The organism is Corynebacterium sp. HMSC076D02, from assembly GCF_001813815.1.
In the GTDB taxonomy this organism is placed as follows: Bacteria; Actinomycetota; Actinomycetes; order Mycobacteriales; family Mycobacteriaceae; genus Corynebacterium; species Corynebacterium simulans.
The window spans coordinates 50,029-71,766 of the sequence record NZ_KV814037.1 but is presented as its reverse complement, the minus strand read 5'-3'; the positions used below and the strand labels follow the sequence as shown (position 1 = coordinate 71,766).

13 protein-coding genes are annotated in these 21,738 nt (G+C 58.3%); 1 reads left to right on the top strand and 12 read right to left on the bottom strand.

Annotated elements, in window-relative coordinates:
* Positions 1-118 precede the first annotated feature (118 nt).
* From HMPREF2935_RS01150 to HMPREF2935_RS01100, 11 genes are all read right to left on the bottom strand, one after another.
* On the bottom strand, positions 119-1,663 hold the full coding sequence (locus HMPREF2935_RS01150; protein WP_062043135.1) for an acyl-CoA carboxylase subunit beta: 1,545 nt from the start codon (positions 1,661-1,663) through the stop codon (positions 119-121).
* The gene (locus tag HMPREF2935_RS01145; RefSeq protein ID WP_070731652.1) at positions 1,663-6,519 is read right to left on the bottom strand and encodes a type I polyketide synthase; all 4,857 of its coding nucleotides are present in this window, start codon (positions 6,517-6,519) and stop codon (positions 1,663-1,665) included. Before HMPREF2935_RS01145 ends, HMPREF2935_RS01150 begins: the two co-directional genes overlap by 1 nt.
* A gap of 179 nt (positions 6,520-6,698) precedes the next feature.
* Entirely contained in the window at positions 6,699-8,537 is a 1,839-nt protein-coding gene (locus HMPREF2935_RS01140; protein WP_062043129.1) for a FadD32-like long-chain-fatty-acid--AMP ligase, read from the bottom strand.
* A 102-nt stretch (positions 8,538-8,639) separates the two neighbouring features.
* The gene (locus HMPREF2935_RS01135) at positions 8,640-9,575 is read right to left on the bottom strand and encodes a cutinase family protein (RefSeq protein WP_070731650.1); all 936 of its coding nucleotides are present in this window, start codon (positions 9,573-9,575) and stop codon (positions 8,640-8,642) included.
* A gap of 11 nt (positions 9,576-9,586) precedes the next feature.
* On the bottom strand, positions 9,587-10,132 hold the full coding sequence (locus HMPREF2935_RS01130; RefSeq protein WP_070731648.1) for a DUF732 domain-containing protein: 546 nt from the start codon (positions 10,130-10,132) through the stop codon (positions 9,587-9,589).
* Between the two features lie 2 nt (positions 10,133-10,134).
* Positions 10,135-12,102 carry an alpha/beta hydrolase-fold protein gene (locus HMPREF2935_RS01125; RefSeq protein ID WP_070731646.1) on the bottom strand — a complete coding sequence of 656 codons (1,968 nt, stop codon included), beginning with the start codon at positions 12,100-12,102 and terminating at the stop codon, positions 10,135-10,137.
* Positions 12,103-12,365: 263 nt separating this feature from the next.
* Complete coding sequence (locus HMPREF2935_RS01120) at positions 12,366-13,388, bottom strand: alpha/beta hydrolase (protein WP_062043120.1); 1,023 nt, start codon at positions 13,386-13,388, stop codon at positions 12,366-12,368.
* A gap of 225 nt (positions 13,389-13,613) precedes the next feature.
* Positions 13,614-15,374: an arabinofuranosyltransferase AftB family protein gene (gene zomB, locus HMPREF2935_RS01115; protein WP_371326216.1), complete on the bottom strand. Its 1,761-nt coding sequence runs from the start codon at positions 15,372-15,374 to the stop codon at positions 13,614-13,616.
* Between the two features lie 128 nt (positions 15,375-15,502).
* Complete coding sequence (locus tag HMPREF2935_RS01110; RefSeq protein ID WP_070731642.1) at positions 15,503-16,498, bottom strand: decaprenyl-phosphate phosphoribosyltransferase; 996 nt, start codon at positions 16,496-16,498, stop codon at positions 15,503-15,505.
* A complete protein-coding gene (locus HMPREF2935_RS01105) occupies positions 16,495-17,022 on the bottom strand; it encodes a phosphatase PAP2 family protein (RefSeq protein WP_070455325.1) in 528 nt (175 codons plus the stop codon). Before HMPREF2935_RS01105 ends, HMPREF2935_RS01110 begins: the two co-directional genes overlap by 4 nt.
* On the bottom strand, positions 17,012-18,991 hold the full coding sequence (locus HMPREF2935_RS01100; protein ID WP_070731639.1) for a glycosyltransferase: 1,980 nt from the start codon (positions 18,989-18,991) through the stop codon (positions 17,012-17,014). Before HMPREF2935_RS01100 ends, HMPREF2935_RS01105 begins: the two co-directional genes overlap by 11 nt.
* A gap of 211 nt (positions 18,992-19,202) precedes the next feature.
* Between HMPREF2935_RS01100 and HMPREF2935_RS01095 the strand changes: the two genes are divergently transcribed.
* Positions 19,203-20,513: a hypothetical protein gene (locus HMPREF2935_RS01095; RefSeq protein ID WP_070731638.1), complete on the top strand. Its 1,311-nt coding sequence runs from the start codon at positions 19,203-19,205 to the stop codon at positions 20,511-20,513.
* Positions 20,514-20,521: 8 nt separating this feature from the next.
* Here the strand turns inward: HMPREF2935_RS01095 and HMPREF2935_RS01090 are convergent, their stop codons facing one another.
* Positions 20,522-21,064, bottom strand: a complete 543-nt coding sequence (locus HMPREF2935_RS01090; RefSeq protein ID WP_070731637.1) for a three-helix bundle dimerization domain-containing protein — start codon at positions 21,062-21,064, stop codon at positions 20,522-20,524.
* Positions 21,065-21,738: the final 674 nt, after the last annotated feature.

Below are 21,738 nucleotides of genomic sequence, written 5' to 3'. Positions count from 1 at the left end.
AACGACGTAGTTGATGATTTCACCGACAATATCGAGTGCGCTAGACAGCAACATTTACTTTCTCCTTCATTTCTGAGGTCGTTTCATCCACCTTTATCGTCCGCTCCCCTTTAGGGCGTTACATCGGCGCGATGGTGTGCTTCTTAGGCAAGTCACTTTCGGTCTTCGTGGCCAGCTGTCGCAAAGCCTGACGCAAAGCCAAACGCGACTGGCTCGGCTCCACCATTGCATCCAAGTAGCCGCGCTCTGCAGCGACATAAGGAGCGGTCATGGTCTCGTCGTAGAAGTCCATAAACATCTTCTTCGTCATTGCACGCTGCTCCGGGGTCTCTGCAGCTTCGAGCTGCTTGCCTGCAATCATCACGACTGCGGCCGCAGAGCCCATCACAGCGATCTGCGCAGTCGGCCAGGCCAGGTTAATATCACCGGTCAGGTTCTTTGAACCCATAACCGCATAAGCGCCGCCATAAGCCTTTCGCACAATCAGCGATACCTTAGGCACCGTTGCCTCCACCACCGCGAATGCGAACTTAGCGCCGCGGTGGATGAGCCCCGCCTTTTCCTGCTCAACGCCCGGCAGGTAGCCCGGAGTATCAACGACGAAGACGAGCGGAATGTTATAAGCATCGCAAATACGGATAAAGCGCGCGCCCTTATCCGCAGCATCGGCATCGATACAACCGGCCAAATGCATCGGGTTATTGGCAACAAAACCGACAGCCTTGCCATCAATTCGGCCAAAGGCGGTAATCATGTTCGGCGCGTAGTTTTCTTGTAGCTCGATGATTTCTTCGTCATCACCTAGCTGCGCCAAAAGCTCCAACATGTCATAGCCCGCGTTCGTGTCGTCAGGCATGAACTCATTGAGCTCTGGATCTTCGAGCTCCGAATCCTCGGGAGCTGCAAACTCCGGCGCCTCATCGAAACAAGTCAGCGGCAGATGGTCCAGCAAGTCTCGTACCAAATCGAAAGCATCGTCTTCCGAGGCAACCACAGCGCTAACGTTTCCGTTTAGCTCCTGCTGGCGCGCAGAACCAAGGTCATGGGAAGTAATCTCCTCACCCGTGACCTCCTTGATGACGTTAGGGCCGGTCACATACATCTCGGCCTCACCATCGACTGCGATAACGAAGTCAGTAGTAACCGGGGCGTACACAGCACCGCCAGCAGACTTACCCATCATGATGGAAATCTGCGGGCTACGACCACTAAGTGGCAGCTGGCGACGCGCAATTTCCGAATACATCGCCAGCGAAGTCACCGCATCCTGAATACGCGCGCCGCCGGAGTCCTGAATACCGATTACTGGGCAGCCGATCTTGATGGCCATGTCCATAATCTCGGTAACCTTCTTACCGAAGATAACGCCAACCGAGCCGCCATAAACCGTCTTATCGTGCGCATAGATGCACACTGGGCGGCCATTCACGCGGCCATAACCGGTGACAACGCCGTCCGAGTAAATCGCGTCCGGGTCACCCGGGGTCTTTGCCAAGGCACCCGTTTCAACGAAAGAACCTTCGTCGAGCAGCGCATTAATACGCTGACGCGGGGTTGAGCGGCCGGCGTCATCGCGGCGCTTGCGGGAGCGCTCGCTGCCTGGGTCCTGCGCGCGCTCCAGGCGCTGGCGCAGGTCTTCCAGCTTATGAGCAGTAGTAGTCACTACCGAATCTTCTCCTCGATCCAATCATTGATGTGCTTGCCCACGATACCGATAGCCGGCTCATCAGGAACTGCTAGGTGATCGCCCTGCAGCTGCACGATTTCCAGATCCTCAACGATAGCGCCCCAGCCACCATCCGGGTCAATCTCGGCATACCGCGGTTCGAGTTCAATGGCACCTTCATGCATGCGCTCCGAGCGGAACAAAATCACCGGGACGTCAACATCAGCCCAACGCTGCATATCCAACTTGCCCAGAATCTGATTGTCCACGAAGGACGCGCGCTGATGCTCCAAGACACCAGCAGCCAAGCCGTGCTCAGATGCATCGGTGTTAGACAGGAACTCTGCGAGCATGGTCATCAAGGCATCCTCGCCCATGGTCTCGAGCATCTCGTATGGCGGCTCGAAGTCTAGGCCATAAGTTTTCTTTGCGAAGGCAGCGTAACGACCCCACCGCGCCTTAGTCTCCTCGAGAGTATCCGGAGCAGGATCTGAAGGCTGAGTGGTATCGAGCAACGCGATGAAAGCAACCTCTGCGCTTTCCTCACCGCGCTTTGTGCGGTCCGCTAGCTGGTAGGCAACCTCATAAGCTAAAGCACCACCGAAGGACCAGCCGCCGAGAACTACCTTGCGGCCGCGGGCGTACTTGATGATGTCATCGATATAGGCAGTAGCGCGCTCCTCCAAGGAGCCTTCGATCCTTTCGACGCCGTAGACTGCGACATCACTTGGCAGACGACGCGCCAGTGGTTGGTAGACAACCGTCGTTCCGCCGGCAGGGTGGAACATAAAGACAGCGGGTCCCTCGGCTTCGCGGAGAACGCGGATGTTGCCTTCGACTTCGGTCTCCAGCCCCTCGCGAACAAGGTCCGCCAAAGGTTCGAGGGTCTCGGCATCGAGGACTTGCTGAGTTGTGACTTCAATGCCAGCACGCTCGCTCAGGCGCTGCGCGATATCCGCCGCTACAGATTCATCAATCTGCGGAAGCTGAGAGGTCACGCCCGCTGCTGCCTTGCCGGTAAAGGTTGCCCAGGTGCCAAAGACCATGCGCTCAGAGGCATCACGAGGGGCAACACCCACGCCTTCAGCGCTGTTTTCTGCATCGTGCTTGTCGACGCCGTCCTTTTCAGCGTCGGCTTCTACAGCGCCAACCTCCGCAGCGCTAGATTCTGCAGAGTTGGCTCCTGCATTGCCGGCGTCCACGGCGCCGACTTCTCCAGCGCCGACGTCCACGGCGCTGGTCTCGGCAGCACCAGCAACAGACTTACCGGCGACGGCATCCTCGACCATGGTGATGACATCGGCGAGAGAGGCGTCGCGAAGCGCTTGCACCTGCATCGGTGGAATCTGGAAGTCATTTTCCACGCGATTCTTAATACGCATGCCCATCAACGAGTCCAGGCCTAGGTCGATCAGCGGCAACTCACGCGGCAGGTCAGAAACGTCGTAGCCCATTGACTCAGAGACGATCAGCGAAAGCCGCTCCTCCACCGTCTCCTTCGATGGGTCCCAACGCACAGCTTCTACGTCGCTGACGTCAGTAAAGGATGCCGGTGCACTCGGTGCGGCAGGTTCGGCAATCGCAGCCACACCCGGAATGCCGGTTTCAGCCAAGTTCAATGCGGAAGCGAAACCCTCTGCAACCAGCTGCGTAGCCGGACCGTTCACAAAGTAAACCGCAATCGACAGTCCGCCCAATGACTTCGACACCACAGTGGTTACCTCACCCTGCGGTGGCAAGTCACCATGCTCCTCCGAAGCCACAATCTGTGCCCCCGGAGTAACCGCCTCTGCAGCTGCCTCCAAAATTGCCAGAGCAGAAGGAGCTTGGTCTGCATTCGTCGAGAACGCAACCTTGCCCTCCGGCAGGTTAACTCGCGCACCTGGCAAACCAGAGATGCCAGAGGAGGGACGGGCATTCGTCCAGAAGCGTTGGCGCTTGAACTGGGTATGCGGGGCGTCGACAAGCGCGCCCGAACCAAAGACCGCCGTGTAGTCTACCGGCGCACCAGCCACATACAGCTTCGCCAGAAGGTCCAACAAAGACTCCGTCGGATCGACCTTCCGCTTCAAGCTAAACAGCAACTGTGCATCAGACTTACCAACCGCAAAGGCAGTCGACATTAGCCCCATCAACGCAATTGGGTTCGGTGATATTTCCACAATCTGCGTATGTCCAGAGGCAAAAGCAGCTTCCGTAGCATCCTGCAGCATGACCGGCTGGCGAGTCATACGAATCCAGTAATCCTCATCGTGGACAAGGGCCCCTGGGCGGTAGATTTCACCGCGGTCGACAGAGCTGTACAGCGTCGTGTGCAGCGGCCGTGGTTCGATACCAGCGATGTCTGCATACAGCTCGCCCAGAATTGGGTCCACAGCCGAGGTATGTCCTGCACCCTTCACGTTAAGCGCGCGTGCGAACTTTCCTTCTGCATCCAGCTTTTCCACCAAAGCGAGGACCTCAGGGCGCGGACCGCCAACAGTTGTCATACCAGGGCCGGTGTAGACGGCAGGTTCAATGTTGCCGTCCAGAGCTTCGATTTCAGCAGCAGTAAGCTCGACAACAGCCATTGCGCCTTGTTCTTCCTCACCGAGCGAGTTTTCACCTTCGCCCATCAAGCGGGAACGGTGAGCGGCGATAAGCATGGCGTCTTCTGCAGTGATACCGCCGGAAGCGTAGGCAGCGGCGATTTCGCCCATGGACATACCGATAACACCCGCCGGACGAACGCCGAAGGATGCAAGAAGGTCCGTCAAAGCAATCTGGATTGCGGTAATCGCTACCTGGGCGGTTTCAGTGTTATAGGTCTGGGCGTCGTCGGCAACGATGTCGAGGATGGACCACCCGGACTCGAATTCGACGATTCGGTCGAGTTCTTCCAAGCGTTCCTTAAACGCTGGAGAAATCTCGAGCACATCCTTAACCATCTTGCGGTGCTGGGAACCGAAGCCGGAGTAGATAAAGACGGGGCCTGGTACAGACGGGGAATCTGCAGAGGCGATTCCCATGGAGACCTTGCCGTCGGCTACCTGACGCAAACGCTTGACGACGTCTTCTTCACTGACGCCCGTCACCACTGCACGGGAGCGCGCATGGTTTCGGCGCGCAAGCGTGCGCGCGAGAGAAAGCAGGTCAGGATGTTCTTGCTCAATGTAGTCAGCGATCTGGCCTGCAGCAGCCGCGCGACGAGATGGAAGAAGGCCAGAAATCGGCAGGGAGACTGGAGCGCCCTCGTCGATGTTGACCTGCGCTGCGGTCTCGGCAGTCAGGCCGCGGTAGTCGGTAAGAACGATGTGTGCGTTGGTGCCGCCGAAGCCGAAGCCAGAGACACCGGCGACCTTTTGGCCCGAGTATTCCGGCCACTCGCGGGGATCCTCGACGACTTCGAGGTGCTCGTTGTCGAAATCGATGTAGCGGTTTGGGGCGGAGAAGTTGATGCTTGGCGGGATGACGCCGTGGCGCATCGACTCGATGACCTTAATGAGGCCAACTACGCCGGCAGCAGATTCAGAGTGACCGATGTTCGACTTCGCAGAACCGAGAAGCATCGGCGCTGCCATTTCGCGCCCGGAACCGAGAACACGGCCAAGGGCGGTGGCCTCGATTGGGTCTCCGAGGATGGTGCCGGTGCCGTGTGCTTCGACGTAGTCGACTAGCTGCGTGTCAATACCAGCGTCGGCGTAGGCGCGCTCGAGGACGTCAACCTGCGCGTCTGGGTTCGGGGCGGTCAGTCCGTTGGAGTGGCCGTCGGAGTTAACGGCAGTGCCCTTGATGACGGCGAGGATGTTATCGCCATCGCGCTCGGCATCGGCGAGACGCTTGAGCACCAAAACGCCGGCGGCGTCAGAGCGGACGATACCGTCGGCGTCGTCGGAGAAAGCATGGATAGCGCTGGTCGGGGAGATAACGCCAAGTTCGCTAAAACCAGTCGAGGCATGCGGAGCAGCGAGGATATTAACGCCGCCGGCCAAAGCTACGTCAGAGGCACCTGTGCGCAGGTCATTGACGGCTTGGCTAACAGCGACCAGCGAAGAAGAGCATGCAGTGTCCACGTTGATGGAAGGGCCACGCAGGTCCAGCGCGTAGGAGATGCGGTTCGCCACCACTGCAGAAGAGGTGCCGGTCATGGCATAAGGGTGCGCCTCTGCAGGGTCAGCGACGATGAGCATGCCGTAGTCATTGTTTGTCGAGCCCATGTACACGCCCGTTGCCGTGCCGCGTAGCTGGTTGGCTGGAAGTCCTGCGTCCTCGAGCGCTTCCCAAGCTAGTTCGAGAAGAATACGCTGCTGAGGGTCCATGTTCGCGGCTTCGAGGGGAGAAAGCCCAAAGAACTCCGCATCGAAGCTAGCAATGTCTTCGAGGTAACCGCCATCGGTGTTCTGGTTAGCGATCTTTTCCGAGACCGTCGGCTCTGCGGCGTACTCCGACCAGCGGCCCATAGGTAGCGGGCCGGTTCCGGCACGGCCTTCGACCAACATGTCCCAGAACTCTTTGACGTTCTGCGCGCCGGGGAAACGGCCAGCTTCACCGATAATCGCGATATCGCCGCCAATGATGCCGGCATTGCGCGAGGAGGCGGTACCGCTGCTGGAATCGGCCGCGGAGTTGCTCGAGGATGCTACACCGTTGACCAGACGGTCAGCGAGCTGTGCAATAGTCGGGTATTCATAAGCGACAGTCGGTTCTAACTTCATCCCGAGTAGGTTCTCCAGTTCACCGGAGAGAACCACTGCATCGCGGGAGGACAACCCGAAGTTTTCTAGAGGCTTGCTATCAGTAATTTCCTCAGCGGATAGGCCGGTGGTTTGCGCGACCCAATTGCGTAGCCAGCCTCGTAGTTCTTCAACAGTCATCTAAATTAGCTTTCTATAAATGGGGAGTTTCCGCACAATTCTGCACAGCACTGGTTGCCGCATGCATGCAATCTTTATCGCTTTATTGTCTCATTTTGTTAACTTCTGTCACGATAACAACTCACCTCTGCTATATGGCAGTGCAATACAGCAGAGGTGAGAAAGCTAAAAGCGCCGCGTTAGCTCGCGAGGAAGTGCTTCTTCGCTACACGGCGTGCAATCTTCCCAGAAGAAGTGCGATTGATTTCATGCGCGCTAAACCAGCGAATGACCTCCGGCGTAATACCGTGTGCCTTCGAGACGGCGGTACGAATAACCTCAGTCGCTGCTTCATCGCCTGCAGAATCTGCATCATCAGCACGTTCGATCAGCAGCACTAGCTGCTCGGTACTGCCACCTTCCACAGAGAAGGCAGCGATGGAATCTGGTCGCACATGCGCCGAGGCCTCCTGGACGGTCGCCTCGATATCTTGTGGGTAGTGGTTTCGTCCCGCAACCACGATCAAGTCCTTCAAACGGCCCGTGATGTAGAGGTGACCATCCACGATGGTGGCAAGGTCGCCCGTGGCCATCCACTTGTCATCTTCCGGCGCCCCAACAACGCGGGAACCCTCCGGCAGGCGCGTAGCCAAAGTATTCCGGAAAGTAGAAGCTGTCTCGTCCTCGCGGCCTAGGTAACCGGCTGCCATGTTGTCGCCGTGCAGCCACAGCTCGCCGATCTGGGCGTCGGCAAGCTCAGCCTTGGTTTCTGGGTCCACGATCGTCAGATACTGAGCAGGCATGCCCTGACCATTTGATGCAAAAGCCACCGTCTGATCGGACTTAGCCTCCACAACGGCCTTGCCTGCCGTCAACTGCTCACGGTTGAAGTGCGTGATGAGCGGGCGCTCGCCTTCCTGCGGAGTAGCCACCATCAACGCTGCCTCTGCCAAACCATAGGAAGGACGCATAGCCTCGCGCTTGAGACCGTACTTGCTAAAGACCTCCCAGAAGTTATCAACTGCAGTCTCTGTTACAGGTTCGGAGCCGATGATAATGCCATCGATATGCGATAGATCAATATCCTCACCCGCAACCGGTGCGCCATAACGAGCAGCTAGCTCCAGAGCAAAGTTCGGAACCACGGCATAGATTCCTGCGAAGTTCTCATCGCCTGGCTGGCGGCTAATCTGGCGTACCCAACGCTTCGGCTGCTGCACAAAGTCACGCGGTGTCATCATCTCGAAGTTCAAGCCCAAAATGGTGGCGAAAGAAGCCAAAATAATGCCCATATCGTGGTGCAACGGCAGCCAGGAAACGATGCGCGGCGGCATCTTAATGTGTACCGCAGCAAAAATCTGCAGTACGTTCGTCAAAATCGAGCGGTTAGTCAGCAACACGCCCGCTGGAGTGCGGGTAGAGCCGGAGGTGTACTGGAGGAAAGCGGGAGCGTCGACGGGCGCTGCTGCGCCCTCACCGGCGCCTTGCTCAACTGGATTCTTCCACGAAGCCGCGAGCGAATCCGGCAGAGAATCGATGGAAATCACGCGTGGGCGCTGCGCCGACGGCAAGTCTGCGAAATAGCGGCGAACTGCGGCTGCAGAAACATTGTTGGTCAGAACAATCGAAGGATTCGAATCTCCAAAGACTGCGCGCAGGTGCTCGGAGTGCCCCGGCTCGTTCGGATCATAGAGTGGCAGCGGCGTCATTCCCGCATACATCGCGCCCATAAAGCCAAACAGGTACTCCGGAGAGTTTCCGGCAAGAATAGCCACGCGGTCCCCTACTGCGCCGACCTGCTGCAGGCGCGCGGCCACGACCTTGATTCGCTTGTTTACTTCTGAGCGCGTGAAATCGCGCGGGGCACCAGCTGGGTCATCATCAAAGAGCCACTGGCGCAAAACCGGGCGATCAGGAACTCCTGATTGTTGTTCCATTTCAAAGACGTGCTCACAAAGCCCCGGCAGGGTCAAGTGAGGCGGCAGAACAATGCGACCATTCCCGTCAAAGAACTGGCCAATCAATGCTTGGAGGTCCATCTAATCTCCTTTTGGGCTTAGATTGTTTACTTTTGACATTAAAAATATCATCTCGGAGACGCGCAGCGTTACATAACGTGGCCATTTTAAGTTTGAACGGAGTTAGGTGCGGTCGATAATTTCCCGCGCCCAGCCGACGACCCATTGGTTGGCAGTGGTACCCGGAATCACGTTCGAGTTAGTGGCATACATCGCGTGCACACCGTTTGCTTCAATGAGCCCGCGTGCGCGCTCAAGGCCGTTTGGGCCATCGAGTGGGGCATCACAGATAGAGTCATCAGGTGCACAAATCTGGAAGGTGCGATCTGCCAAGGAGCCGAAGCCATTTGCACGCGGCCCGCGCATGGATGCTCCAGGAACGATGCCTTGGATGAGCATGCCAACCGGCTGCAGAGCAATCTCTGCACCGACACCAGCAACGGGCACACCGGGGTTCTGGCCTACGCCTGCTTGGCGACGCCCATCTGCCACCAACGCAACGCCCGAAACAGCCTCGGCTGGGATTGGGCCATTGCCACCACCGATGCGGTCTGCGACGTCGCCCGCAATGACAGCGCCCTGAGAGAAACCGGCGATGATGAAATTGGTGGCTGGGCAGTTCTCGTGCATGGTGGTCAGCTCGCCCTCGAGGCGAGAGGTACCCTCATCACGGGATTCGTCGTAGCTCATCTCCTGTTGAGCGTTGATGTTTTTAAACTGCGCGGTATAAGGCAGCGTCCAGACCTTTACGTCTTCAGGAACGTAGGCCTCCTTCAGCGGGTTGCTGATGGAAAGCATGAAGGACTTGGGGTTGGCGCTCGGGTTGATAGGGTCATCATCGGCCTTAGATTCCCAAGTGCCAGGGGCAGAAATCACTTCGAAGCGCGGGCACCAATCCGGCTGGGCAGGGGCCTCGACTCCCCCGCCCTGCTCGGTGGGCACCGGCTCACTCAGGTTGTTGGATTCTCGTGCCTTGTTGGCGTTTAAGAAGTGAACCGCTCCCGCGCCGATGACAGCTAATACGACAAGGACGGCAACAACCGTGAGTGTTTTTCGCATAAATTTCTACCTTATTTAGCACACAGGGTGCCGCGCGCTTGGTCCGTGAGGACAGCGGTTAGCTCCTCATGTGACAAAGGTGCGCGGCCCTGCTCGATGAGCTGACCTGCAACAGCGGGGATGGTTACGGCATCGCCTTCGTTGCATGCAGCTTGGCCTGCACCGATGATTTGATCTTCTGCACCTTCTGTTTTTACTCCAGCTTTCTGAACTGCAGCTAGGAAATCTTGCTCAGGTCCCTGAGTCTGGCGAGGCGAAGGGATAGCGGAGATTTCCCGGGCGCCACGGTCTTCAGGCTCATCGCTTGCCGAAGCAGCGCTGGATTCTGAAGAGGACTTTTCGTCCGAAGAATCCGCCGACTGCGAGCTAGATTCAGAGGCGCTCGCAGAAGCGCTTTCAGAAGCACTTGCAGGCTGCGAAGAACGCTCGAGCGGGGCGACTTTCGTCTGTTCGGGAGAGTTTTCGCTTTCAACCGTTGCGGAACCACAGGCACTGAGGCCGAGTGCTGCAGCCATGAAGGCTGCGCACATTACAGGAACCCGGAAGGAGGTACGCATGATTACTTCTTTTCCGCCTGAACGCTGCCCATGATTTCGCGGATCTCACCGTGCTGGAAGGTCTGGGAGATGCCGCCGGCTGCGATCTGGTTGTAGTCACTGGTTGGCCAGCCGAACTCGCCCTGCTCGAAACCGCGCTTGCCCCACTCGTCCATGATTGCGCCGTACAGAATGTAGTGCGCACCGGATTCAGCGGACCAGTAGATGTTGCCGTGCTCGAATTCTTGGAAGAAGCCGCCCTTGATTGGCTTTTCGCCACCCTTCGGGAAGCCCAGCGGGGAGGACGGGCCGCCCAGCTCCTTGTACTTGGCACCGATAGCACCGTGGACGATGGAGTGGGACTCATCCGGGTTACGGGTCAGAACGCCATTCTGGAAGTCCTGTGCGAAGCCCTCGCCGACCTTAGTGACTGGGCCGGTTGGGTACTTCAGGTCGCCGCCTTCGAAGCCATTCTTGCCCCATGCCTCAACCATGTCACCTGGAATAGCCCAAGCGCCGGTTTCTGCGGTCCAGTAGATGGAGCCGTGCTGGAAGTGAACGAAGCGACCCTTGCCGTCTGGGGTCTTGGTCTCGCCGGTGGTTGGGAAGCCCAGCCAGGAGGTCGGGCCGCCGCTTTCTGCGTAACGTGCACCGATGCGACCGAAGATGGCGTGTGCACCAGTCTCTGGGGACCAGTAAGCGGTACCCGCCTGGAAATCCTCGGCCTTACCGCCGGCGACGTCGTACTCATTGTTCAGGCAGGAGCCTAGGATGCCGGACTTGGTTGCCTCTGCGATAGCTCCAACCGGGGTGCAATCTGCGCCGCGGTCTTCCTTAGCGATGCCGAGGGCGTCGGCCATGACTGGCCAAGCCTCGCGCATTTCGAACTGCCAGTATTCCCAGCTGTGAACGCCAGATGGGCGGAAGCGGGAAACAACTGGCACACCGGCGCGCTTCGCGTAATCGACGAAGGTCTGGGTAGACATACGGGAGATGACCTCGAGGCCAACGCCAGCAGCATTTGCAGGGCCCTTTGCCACGGAGCTCAGATTGCCGTAGTCGTCCTTACCGGAGCCGGCGGAGACGTAGACCTTCATGTCCTTGAGTGCTTCGATGCCCAGCTTCGGATCGTGGTCGATCCAATCCTGAGAGTAGTGCGGACCCCACATGTTGGTAGAGGTGTATCCGCCAGCGTCCATCTGGGCTGCGGCGATAGCCTCAGGCATGCCCTGCGTGGTGGTGTCCAGGTAGCCAGAGAAGGAACCAACGAACTGGAACAGGTGCGGGTTTCGCTCCGCCAAGTTCATAGCCGCGGTACCGCCCATGGAGATACCGGTAACGGCGCGCTTCTGGTTGGAACGGTAAGCCTTATCGAGAATCGGGACGAGCTCCCTGGTCAGGAAGGTCTCCCACTTGTAGTTGCGGCCATTGTCCGGCTTTTGCCAGTCAGAGTAGAAAGAAGACTCGCCGCCCACCGGCATGATGAGGTTGACGTTGCGGTCAGCGAACTGAGTCTGGATGTCGGTCTCAATGGTCCAGCCGGACTCGTCATCGCGTGCGCGCAGGCCGTCGAGTGCCCATACCTCTGGGAACTTCTTATCCGGGCTGGAGTACCAGTCACGAGCAAGCTGGATCTGGACAACCTGCTCCTTGTCCGGCATCGCTGCGGACTTGATGTAGACGCGCAGGTTGCGGTTGGTCAGGTATTCCACGCGGGAGATGTCGACGCCTTCCGGAAGACCCTCAACCTCCGGGTACTCGGTCTGAATCGGAGTGCGCTCCGGCGGGGTGCCAGGAGCGAAAGCATCAGATAGGTTGGAGCTACCCAGGTTCTGTGTCAAAGAACCAAGGGAGGACTGAGCCGTTGCATTCGGCAGGAGAGACAGGCCCACCGCTACAGCAGTAGGCAAAGCTGCGATGGCCAGACCCTTACGAGCCTTGGTCGGGGAACCTGGAGAGCGCAGGCTGGATGCAGACGCATTTTTACGCATAGATGAGTCCTTGTATGAAGTCGAGGTTTTAATGTCGAGGTAGCGGACTAGGCGTGGTTTTCCGAAGGTTCCCCTCCTCCGGACTTTCCTCATCTAGGCCGCGAAGTGCTGTCTATTGTGCGCTCAAGTTTAAGTTGAACTTGAGACTTTTCATAGAGGAACACGCCAAAAACACAAAACCGGCCGCAGGAAAACCTGCGGCCGGTTAAGAAGACATCTAGGACAGTTCGCCGGAGCGATTTCCTAACGAATTCCCTAGATGCTTACCAAGCGTTCATCACATTAAGGACCTGTGGCTTAGAGCGCTCCAGCTGGTAGCCAAACTGTGCCCAGTTGTGCAGACCCTGCATCGGGTAGTTGGAAGTCACGCGCAGACCAGTTGCACGAGCCTTTGCCTCCCAGATACGGGTGGTAGCGCCAGCGAACATCTCCAAAACGGCGCCAGACAGCTGATGCTGCGGCAAGTAACCTGCATCGCCTGCACCTGGGATACCGGAAGCTGCAGAGATGTAGATGTCAGTGTTGCGCAGACCGCCCATGACGCGGAACGGATCGTTCTCGAAACGGCGCGGGCTAACCAGAGAACCGTACATTGCGTTGATGTTGAATCCGCCGGCGTCGAGAAGCGCGAGGCGCATAAAGGTCTGCGCACCCGGCAAGGTGGTGGTCAGGTAGCCGGAGTAGGACAGAACCTGGCGGAACTGGTCTGGGTGCTTACCGGCCAGGGTGATGGCTGCGGTGCCGCCCATGGACAGACCAGCAAGAGAGTTGTTGTTACGAGCAACGCCGAAGTTGCGCTCCAGGTAGCCTGGCAGCTCGGAGGTCAGGAAGGTTTCCCACTTGTAGTTGATCGGGGAAACAGCGTTGTAGGTAGCCGGGCCCTCCCAGTCAGCGTAGAAGGAGGCCTCTCCGCCAACCGGCATTACGAGGGTGATGTTGTGCGGCTCGTAGGTGCGGGCAGCATTTACGTCGTTGACCCAAGCGTTGGTGCGGTTCGTCGCGCGCAGGCCATCCAGCAAGTACAGACCAGCGTTGCCGCCGTTCTTAGCCGGCTGAATCTGCACCGGAATGTTGCGGCCCATTGCTGGGGACCAAACGTCACAGCGCTGCACCCACCAACCGACGGCATCCCAGTCACAGGTGCCCGTGGCATCGGCACGCAAAAAGTCGCGGTTTGCAGCAGACGCTTCCTGGCTACCGGCGGCAACAGCGAGTCCAAGCGCGACCGCAACGGCCATCACAACTGTGAGAACACGCGCCTTGAGACCCGAACTCAGTGAAGTCATGTCTCTCCTTTATGTACTTCTCAACAAGAGCTAGATAGAAAAATTTAGTGCTACTGACACATATCGTCGCCACATCTGGAAACGTTAACGTCACAGAAATATAACGAGGAATCTCTAGCAGCTTAACCCACTTAGCCAGCAAAGTCCCATCCAGAACCACGTTAGCTGGGTAGGCGCAGGGCAGTTTAGGGAAGCTGCCACGCCGTAACGGAGATTAAACCCCTATCATTTCCCAAGGTAATCGCCAGGATCTTCGGAAAAAGTCAGGGTGCGGCCGTCGGTTAGCGCGAATTTGATGTTTTCGAAAAATCTCTTCGCATCAAGCGGATCTTTGTAGGTGGCAAACAGCTTCTGGAAGTCCTCAGTCTGCAAGGCTTTGCGCGCCTTCCGGGTTTCTTCCTTGTCGTACCAGGATGGCAGCTCGTCAATGTCCACCGCGGTCTGCGCCGCCTGCCAATATGTCGGCAGGCTCTTGTCGTGACCGATGCGGCCGTCGGCGATGCGTGGTTGGCGGGCGGCGAGCGGCGTCGCCAAGCCGATGTCATCGAGCACGCGCACCTCGAGCGGGGCGTTCATAGAAGTCATGCCCATGTTGATGAAGTAGACCGTGGGTAATTCATCAATGCTGGGGTCTCGTTCGATGCCCATCCAGCCATAGGCATTCTCCTCACCCTTCTTGGCATAAAGAACGGCAAGGGCGTCGCCGGCTTCGAGCTCATCCATGCCCTCTTGGTAGTGCTCAATAAAGCGCATGTGGTCGAAGTCTTCCACCGAGCGCGGCGGGTGGCCGGTTTGGTGCTTGGTGGCATGCGTCCAGAACTCACGCTCGTCGACGATGTTGAGCGGGCGAGAAAAATCATCCCAGTCAACGGAATGCCCACGCAGAACAATCACGCCTGCCCAGATCGCGCAGATAGCAGCGGTTAGACCCCCAAGAATCGAACGCAACGGGAGGACGAAGACCGGCAACAGCAAGGCGAAAAGCGGCAACAAAAGCATTCGGCCATGCATGAAGTCACCGCCGACGCGCAGGACATAAATCAAATGTAAAAGACCGGCCGCGAGCAAAAGGTAGGCTGCGGTGGCCGGAGTACGAAACCCACTGGGACGCAGTTCACGACGCAGGCTCCACAGCGCCCACGCGGCGAGGACAATGAGCGGTAAGTAGAGCGCATACGGCAGAGCGAAGTCGCCCAAATAGTTAAAACCGTGGCTCCACGCTGCGCCGGATGCGGACTTCGCCACCGCAGTGTGCGGGGTAAGTAGGCCGTAGTAGCCCATGCGGAAAATCTGGTAGCCCAGTGGCAATGGCAGCGCCGCAGTGAGAATGCCGAGCCATGCTTTCCAATTACGGTGGGCAGCCAGCAGCAGCACACCAACCAGCCCGCCATAGAGAGCGAGCTCTGGGCGCACGAGCCAGGACAGACCAGCCCAGACAGCCAGCCAATATGGCATGGAGTCGCTGGCATTCGCCGCATGCTTATCGACGCCCCGAGCCCACTTCAGCAGCATCCACCACAGCACAGCCAGATAGAAGATGGCTAGGCCCCATTCGAGGCCGGAGGTGAAAAAGTCGCGAGCTGGTGGCAACGCGAGGTAGACCAGTGCGCCGGCAGGAGCGACGAGGGTTGCGCTCTTGCCCCGCGAAACAAGACCAGCGGTGGCAAATGTGCCGAGCGCCATCGCACAGACAGAAAGGAAAAGCCCTAAGTAGATGGCAATGCCTGCGAGGTCGGCGCTAGTGATCCAGCGCAGCAGCAGGATCAGGTACTGCCAGAGCGTGGAGGTGTTAGCCTCGACGCGCTCGCCCATGTTGAACACGGGGCCATTTCCGGCTTCGAGGTTGCGTACGGTGCGCAGGACGATGAGGCCGTCGTCGGAAATCCAGCGGCGGACAAAGCCTCCCCAAAAAGAAAAAACACTAATAACAATCACCGATGCCACGGCACTGAGCCGGACCAGATTCTTGTTATTAGTGTTATTCACGGGGTAAAAGTTTAACATTACCCATCTTATTTGGTTATATTCCTGGCTTTGTGCTGCCAGAATACATTCCTTATGGTGTCATATTCCGTTCCTGTAGAGCGCTCTGCCCCTGTAGAGAACCCTGTTCTCTACAGCATCGGCATGATGTAGACCGCCATAGCGATGCAGGCCAGCCACGCGAGCGCAAGGACTTGCAGTGCTCGGTCTTCCAGGGCGATTTCGTCGGGAGCGCCGCCATTGCCGCGGTCGACGTCAGCGGCATAGCGCAGCACAGCGATGGTAAACGGAACCATCGAAACCTGGTACCAGACGCCAGCTGGGCCATCGGCGGCGTTGGAAAGCTGGAAGCCCCACAGCGAGTAGGACATGACCAAAGCGGTAGCCGCAAGGGTCCAGACGAAGCGTAGGTAGGTCGGCGTGTAGCCCTCGAGGGACTTGCGAATCTTGGCGCGGGTGCGCTCCGCAAGAAGAATCTCCGAGTAGCGCTTACCGGAAGCCATAAACAGCGAGCCGAATGCCGCAACCAACAGGAACCACTGCGACAAGACGATGCCCGCGGCAACGCCACCGGCCATTGTGCGCAGCATGAAGCCAGAGGAAACCAGCGCGATGTCGATAACCGGCATGTGCTTCCAGCCAAAGCAGTAGCCCAGCTGCAAAGCGATGTACACAGCCATCACGATTGCCAGCTGTGGGCCAGCGGTGGCCAGGAAGGACAACGCAATGGAGCCAACGATGAGCACTGCCGCCATGGCGTAGGCTAGGCCAACTGGTAGGACGCCAGCGGCAATCGGGCGGAAACGCTTGGTCGGGTGCGCGCGGTCAGCTTCGACGTCGCGTGCGTCATTGATGAGGTAAATCGAGGACGCGCCCATGCAGAAGACGATGAAGGCAAGGAGGACGTCGAGAAGCACGCGCGAATGGAACAGTGCGTCCGCACCCGCTGCTGCTGGAGCAGCGAGGACGAGGACATTTTTGACCCACTGCTTTGGGCGGAGGGCCTTTACCATTCCGTCGGCGAGGTTCTTCGGCGGCTTACGCTTGCGGCCAGTGTCGATGCCTGCGGTATGCGGTTCAGAGTGGAACACGCGCTGCGTACCGTCGTCGTGGTGGGAATCGCTCACGCGGTCTTCCTTTCGTAGCGGGTTAATGCCTCTGCGGTGACTGCGCCGATCGCAGCTCCAACCGCGGTATCCGTTGGATAATGCACTCCGAGCACCATACGCGAAGCCATCATCACGGGCACGCCGACAAGCGGCGCTGGGGTGGACAAAAGATGTGCGACGGCGACGAGGAACGCGGTTGTCGACGTCGAGTGGGAAGAAGGAAACGACAGCTTAGACGGCGTTGCCACGCCCACACGCACGTACGGGTAATCGGGACGCTTGCGGCGAACGATGCGCTTTAACACAACGCTGGCCGCATGGGCAGTAAAAGCACTCGCGCCGACGTATGCCCACTGGCGAGCCTTCGCTTTGTCCGCGCGATTGACCGCGTACATGAGAGCGGAAGTGCCCATCCAGCCCAGGGCATGCTCACCCAAGTGGCTAAGGCCGCGGGCGGCAGGTACAACTCCAGGAACGTCGAAAGCTGCGTTCTGGATGCTTTCCAGAACGTGTGATTCAGCTACAGAAAGCTTACTGGGCATCGAATACCTTCTTCCAGGATTCGCGGGAGGTCAGCTCCGGCATCGCGGCGCGATACTGCGCCTTCAGATCGTCGAAGTTCTCCTCGATCTCCTTGAGCAGGCCGCGGGTCTGCTTGACGAGGTCGGTGGCCAGATCGCGGTCGCGTTTGCGGAAGGCCACGCCGGTGCCACCTGCGGTGGAAACTGTTGCGGAGTCCACGCGGGACAGGGTGAACCAGCGCGCCTCGTCTGGGGTGAGGTTGAGCTGCGGCGCCTCGTAGTGCGCGCGGTCTTCCTTGGTGACCAGGTGCTTTGCGGACTTCAGCAGCCATGGCAGCTTCTTGACCTTGCCGAGGCGGCCGCCGATGTTGCGGGTCGGTACGCCCGGCGCGCCGGTCGGAGCCGGCAGTTGGTCGGCAGACTCGATGATGACGGCATCGGAGTAGTTCTTGCGGATTTCCGCGATGCGCGGCAGGGAGGATTCCAGGATGTCGAAGAGGTGATCCGGGCCGGCGAGGAAGTCCTTCATAGCTTCCAGCTGGATGGCCATGGTGGAGTATTCCATGCACATCGTGTGCTTGAGGGTGGACTTGAAGATGGACTTCGTAATGCCCTTGACGTCGCCGTCGTGGTACATCGCAGCGACGATGAGACGGTTGCGCAGGTGGAAGTACGCCTGCCAATCGATGGCGTCGTCCTTGTCTGCCCAGGCCATGTGCCAGATGGCAGCGCCTGGCCAAGTCACGGTTGGGAAGCCATTAGCGGCTGCACGCAGGGAGTACTCGGTGTCGTCCCACTTGATAAACAGCGGCAGCGGCTGGCCATTGGACTCGGCAACTACGCGTGGGAACAGGCACATCCACCAGCCGTTGTATTCGACGTCGACGCGGCGATGCAGAGCACGGGAGTCGTACTTACGTGGGTCGAGGTGCGACTGGGCGTCGCCAATAGCGCGCAATGGGTACTTGGCGAAGTCGTGGTCGTAGACCGCGTGCGGCGCCCCGCCCCACATGAAGTCGTGCTTGTTGACCTGCTCGCCAGTGGTGCGCAGCTGGGAGCGCTCCTGCAGGTTCAGCATCTGTCCGCCAACGATGATCGGCTTTGCGGCGTATCGCGCGGCCTGAACTGCGCGCAGGATGGAGTCAGGCTCGATGGCGATGTCATCATCCATGTAGAGGATGAACGGGGAATCGGTGTTCTCCAACGCTTCGTACATGATGCGGGAGTAGCCGCCGGAGCCGCCCAGGTTGCCCTGCCGGAACTCGCGGAAGCGCGGGCCGAAGTGCTCGACGGCCTGCTCGTAGCCTGGCTCGTCTGCTGGGTGCTGGTTGCCCTGGTCCGGCATAAGGACGTAGTCGATGATGCCGTCAACCACTGGGTCCTCGGCGAGAGCCTGCAGAGCTGCGACGGCGTCGGTTGGGCGGTTGAAGGTAGGAATTCCCACGGCAACGCGCTTTTCCGAAGCCGGCAGTTCGGTGCCATCGGGCAGGATCTGTGCCTGTGGGGCGTGCGGTGCACACCATGCCGCATTAGAAAGGACGGTTTCCTTCTCTGCGGTGATGTCGAACCACAGCCAGCCGCCGTCTTCGAAGTTCTTCAGCGGCAGTTCGAAGTCGTGGTGACCGCTGCCGACCAGGTGGTTGGCCACGGAGATGCGCTGACCGTCCTGTTTGGAGCGGTAAATGGAGACGTTGGCTTGGCCTTCGAGCTCGAGGGAGAGCACGATGGACTTCAGCTGGGACCAGCGGCGCCAGTAGGAAGCAGGGAAAGCGTTGAAGTAGGTCTCGAAAGAAGCTTCTTCACCCGCTGGAATCGTCACCGCAGTGCGGTTGGTCCAGCTCAGGCGCTCGCGGTTTTGCTCGGACTCGATGAGATAGAGCATCCGGACGTCAAAAGGCTCGCCGCGCTTGGGCAGCAAGATTCGCTGAACAGGTTCGAAAACGTGGGTTTCGCTGCCAGCGGCGCTGGCGGAGGGATTGTTGGCAGTCACGATTACTTCGATTCTCCAAACGGTTTTATGACAATATTCAGTCAAACAGCCTAGTGGTTTGTGGACGATAACCTCGCTCCCACACGGATTCATGGCTGCAGTGACGCGTATTTAACACAATCCGGCCGTGAGCATTACGATTAATCTGAGCCTAAAGAGCCATAAATGCGCTCGCATTCTCTATCTCTTTAAGAGCGGACTCTTTTATCAAATGAAATATCTTTTCCAGCTACTTGCCGTAGCTTTCTTGCTGGTGACGCTGCCAGCAACGGCACACGCCGCTACGCCCACGGTGGAAATTTTTGATGAAGGTAATCTGCTTTCTCCCTCGGATGAATCAACTCTGCGCCAGGAATCGGAGGCACTCGACCTACCTCCTGAGGTAAGCCGGATTCTGTACTTCACCTATGAGCACAACCACGAGGATGTATCGACTGATGCATTGGAATACCTGCGAGACAACGCCCGCGGCCTGCTGAACCCGGATGGACGCAGTCTTAGGGAAGGAACGCTGCTCATCGGCGTTGGTTTGGAGCCAGTGTCATCGACTGCCCGTTGCAGTACCGACGTGTGCGAGGCGATTTCCATCGAGGCGCCGGGACGCCTGGACGGTATTCTGGACCAGATGGAAGCCCCGATGCGGGGCGGCAACTACACCGTCGGCCTGCTTTTAGCGGCCAAGGCTGCGGGCGATCCCTCTATCTCCCGCGAATCGACCACGGGGCTTCCAGGCTGGAGCATCTTCATCGCGATATCAGTGCTGGCGGTCACGATGCTCGTGGCTTCGTTTCTGTATTCGCGCAGGGTAACCGCCCGTCGACTCCTCGAACAGCTGGATTTCAACCGCAGTGCTCTACCAGCGGCCACGAAGTTCATCATCGAGGGCGACAAAATCGTCGCGGGACTTAATACCCCGCTGATTAACGAAGCCTTCAAGGCTCAATGGGAACAAATCAAGGCTGACTATCGCCGGGGAAAGCCGAACATTGTGGCACTGGATTCGTTGGATCCTTCGGCTAGCGCTTCCCTACTTTTCCAACACAGCGGATCAATTACGCAGGGTTACCGCCAGTTGCACCGACTCAGCACTGCGAAGGCGCAGCTGGATGACCTTCAGCGCATGGCTAAGGGCGAAAAACTCACGCGGTCAACTGAGTTGGCATGGTTGAAAGCAGATATGCAGAAAGCTGCTGCAGTGGTAGAAAGCGGAGACCTTCCGGCGACGAGCGCGATCAGCGCCCTTCTCGAGCGAATTGAGCTCTTGGAGAAGAATCTTTCTCGCTCGGACTTCTCGGCACAGTTTGCGCGCCTTCTAGCCGACTACCGTCCTATCATCGGCGCGCTGCCCGAGCGGCTTTATGCCCACGGCGAACTCAATCACCAGCGGGCAGTCCCGCCGCAACTAGGCGAGCAGGATTGGCATCCAGGCATGGGCACGCACTACATGCCCTATAACTACGCCGAGTTCTGGGTGTCCAACAACGCTATTTCTGCGAACCTGCCACCGGCCTATCGCTTCTAGTTGTGAGATTAGGCCTCGACAGGGGCCTTATCGCTTACTGGCTCGATCCCCAGCTTGCCCAACATATAAAGCACGCGGGCGTCGAGGTCGTCGTGCAGCTCGCGCTTTTCTTCCTCGGTGTTAGCCTCTGCGATGTCCCAGATCTTGATGTCCTTGCCCGGCTCGTCGCGCGGAATCTCGCGGCCTAGGTAGACGATGAAATCAGGCATTTCGACCATACGGCCTTCGGGGTCGGCTTCCTCGTGGGGTGCCGCGGCGTCGACAAGCAAGGCGTCGCCAGCATACTTCTTGGCGAGCTCTACAACTTCCTGTGCCAAGGCCTGATTTGCGCCAGCGGAAAAGCGCACGTGAAGGCGGTGCTCGCCGAAGTAATCTTTTACCTCACGTTCAACCAGAACAGGGATGAATTCTTCGACCGTTGCACCGGCAGTATGGCGCGCGATTGCCGCGTCTACCTCGGCGTCGATTTCCGCAGCAGCGTGAGCGTTGCCGTACAGGTCGTGGAGGTCCTGGCGCAAGGTCGCGAGGCGGTGATCATTGAGATGCGTCATGGTACTCACCCAATCACTTTCTGTTCTCTGTTTGTTAACCTAGCGTTAACCTTACGGAGTTTCACTCCTGTATTCAACACCGACTCGCAGCTCGCACAGAACCGACAAAGTACCGACAAAACGCCTTACCCTCGTTCCAGAACGGAGCCAGCTTGTTGTCGAACACGCTCAGCGCAGAGACGATAACCATGCACATTTCGACGTCGACAGACAGCCCGAGCCAACACATTCACAAGCAGGAAATCGGCCACAGAGTGCGCATCAATCCCCCGCTTTAGCACCGGACCTGACCGAACACGTCAGCAAGTCATGCGCTTTTGAAGCCCGATCCCCACACAACCAAACCAATCTCGGGTAACACTCTTTTAGCATTAATTAACCAGCCTTAAGCCCCCTTCAGGACGATTAACAGACTAAAAGCTGGGAACTTTACTCGAGTTCATTTAACGTATTGGACAGAGCAGTCAGCGATGACCGCTCGCCCTTATTCCCCATCACTACCCTATGAAAGGAGGCCTCAAGTGACCGCAACACTGACACTCGCCGATGTCGCCCGGCTGACCGACGTTACGCGCCCCGCGGTCAACGAGTGGATTCAGCGCTTTAACTCAGAATCCATCGCGCCTTTCCCCTCCCCTTGCGGAGAACATGATGGCCACCCCTACTACGCCATC

Excerpts from the sequence above, each read along its gene's own strand:
- HMPREF2935_RS01145 (WP_070731652.1), bottom strand. The coding sequence starts at position 6,519 with ATGACTGTTGAAGAACTACGAGGCTGGCTACGCAATTGGGTCGCGCAA.
- HMPREF2935_RS01140 (WP_062043129.1), bottom strand. The coding sequence starts at position 8,537 with ATGGACCTCCAAGCATTGATTGGCCAGTTCTTTGACGGGAATGGTCGC.
- HMPREF2935_RS01135 (WP_070731650.1), bottom strand. The coding sequence starts at position 9,575 with ATGCGAAAAACACTCACGGTTGTTGCCGTCCTTGTCGTATTAGCTGTC.
- HMPREF2935_RS01130 (WP_070731648.1), bottom strand. The coding sequence starts at position 10,132 with ATGCGTACCTCCTTCCGGGTTCCTGTAATGTGCGCAGCCTTCATGGCT.
- HMPREF2935_RS01125 (WP_070731646.1), bottom strand. The coding sequence starts at position 12,102 with ATGCGTAAAAATGCGTCTGCATCCAGCCTGCGCTCTCCAGGTTCCCCG.
- HMPREF2935_RS01120 (WP_062043120.1), bottom strand. The coding sequence starts at position 13,388 with ATGACTTCACTGAGTTCGGGTCTCAAGGCGCGTGTTCTCACAGTTGTG.
- HMPREF2935_RS01105 (WP_070455325.1), bottom strand. The coding sequence starts at position 17,022 with ATGCCCAGTAAGCTTTCTGTAGCTGAATCACACGTTCTGGAAAGCATC.
- HMPREF2935_RS01095 (WP_070731638.1), top strand. The coding sequence starts at position 19,203 with ATGAAATATCTTTTCCAGCTACTTGCCGTAGCTTTCTTGCTGGTGACG.
- HMPREF2935_RS01090 (WP_070731637.1), bottom strand. The coding sequence starts at position 21,064 with ATGACGCATCTCAATGATCACCGCCTCGCGACCTTGCGCCAGGACCTC.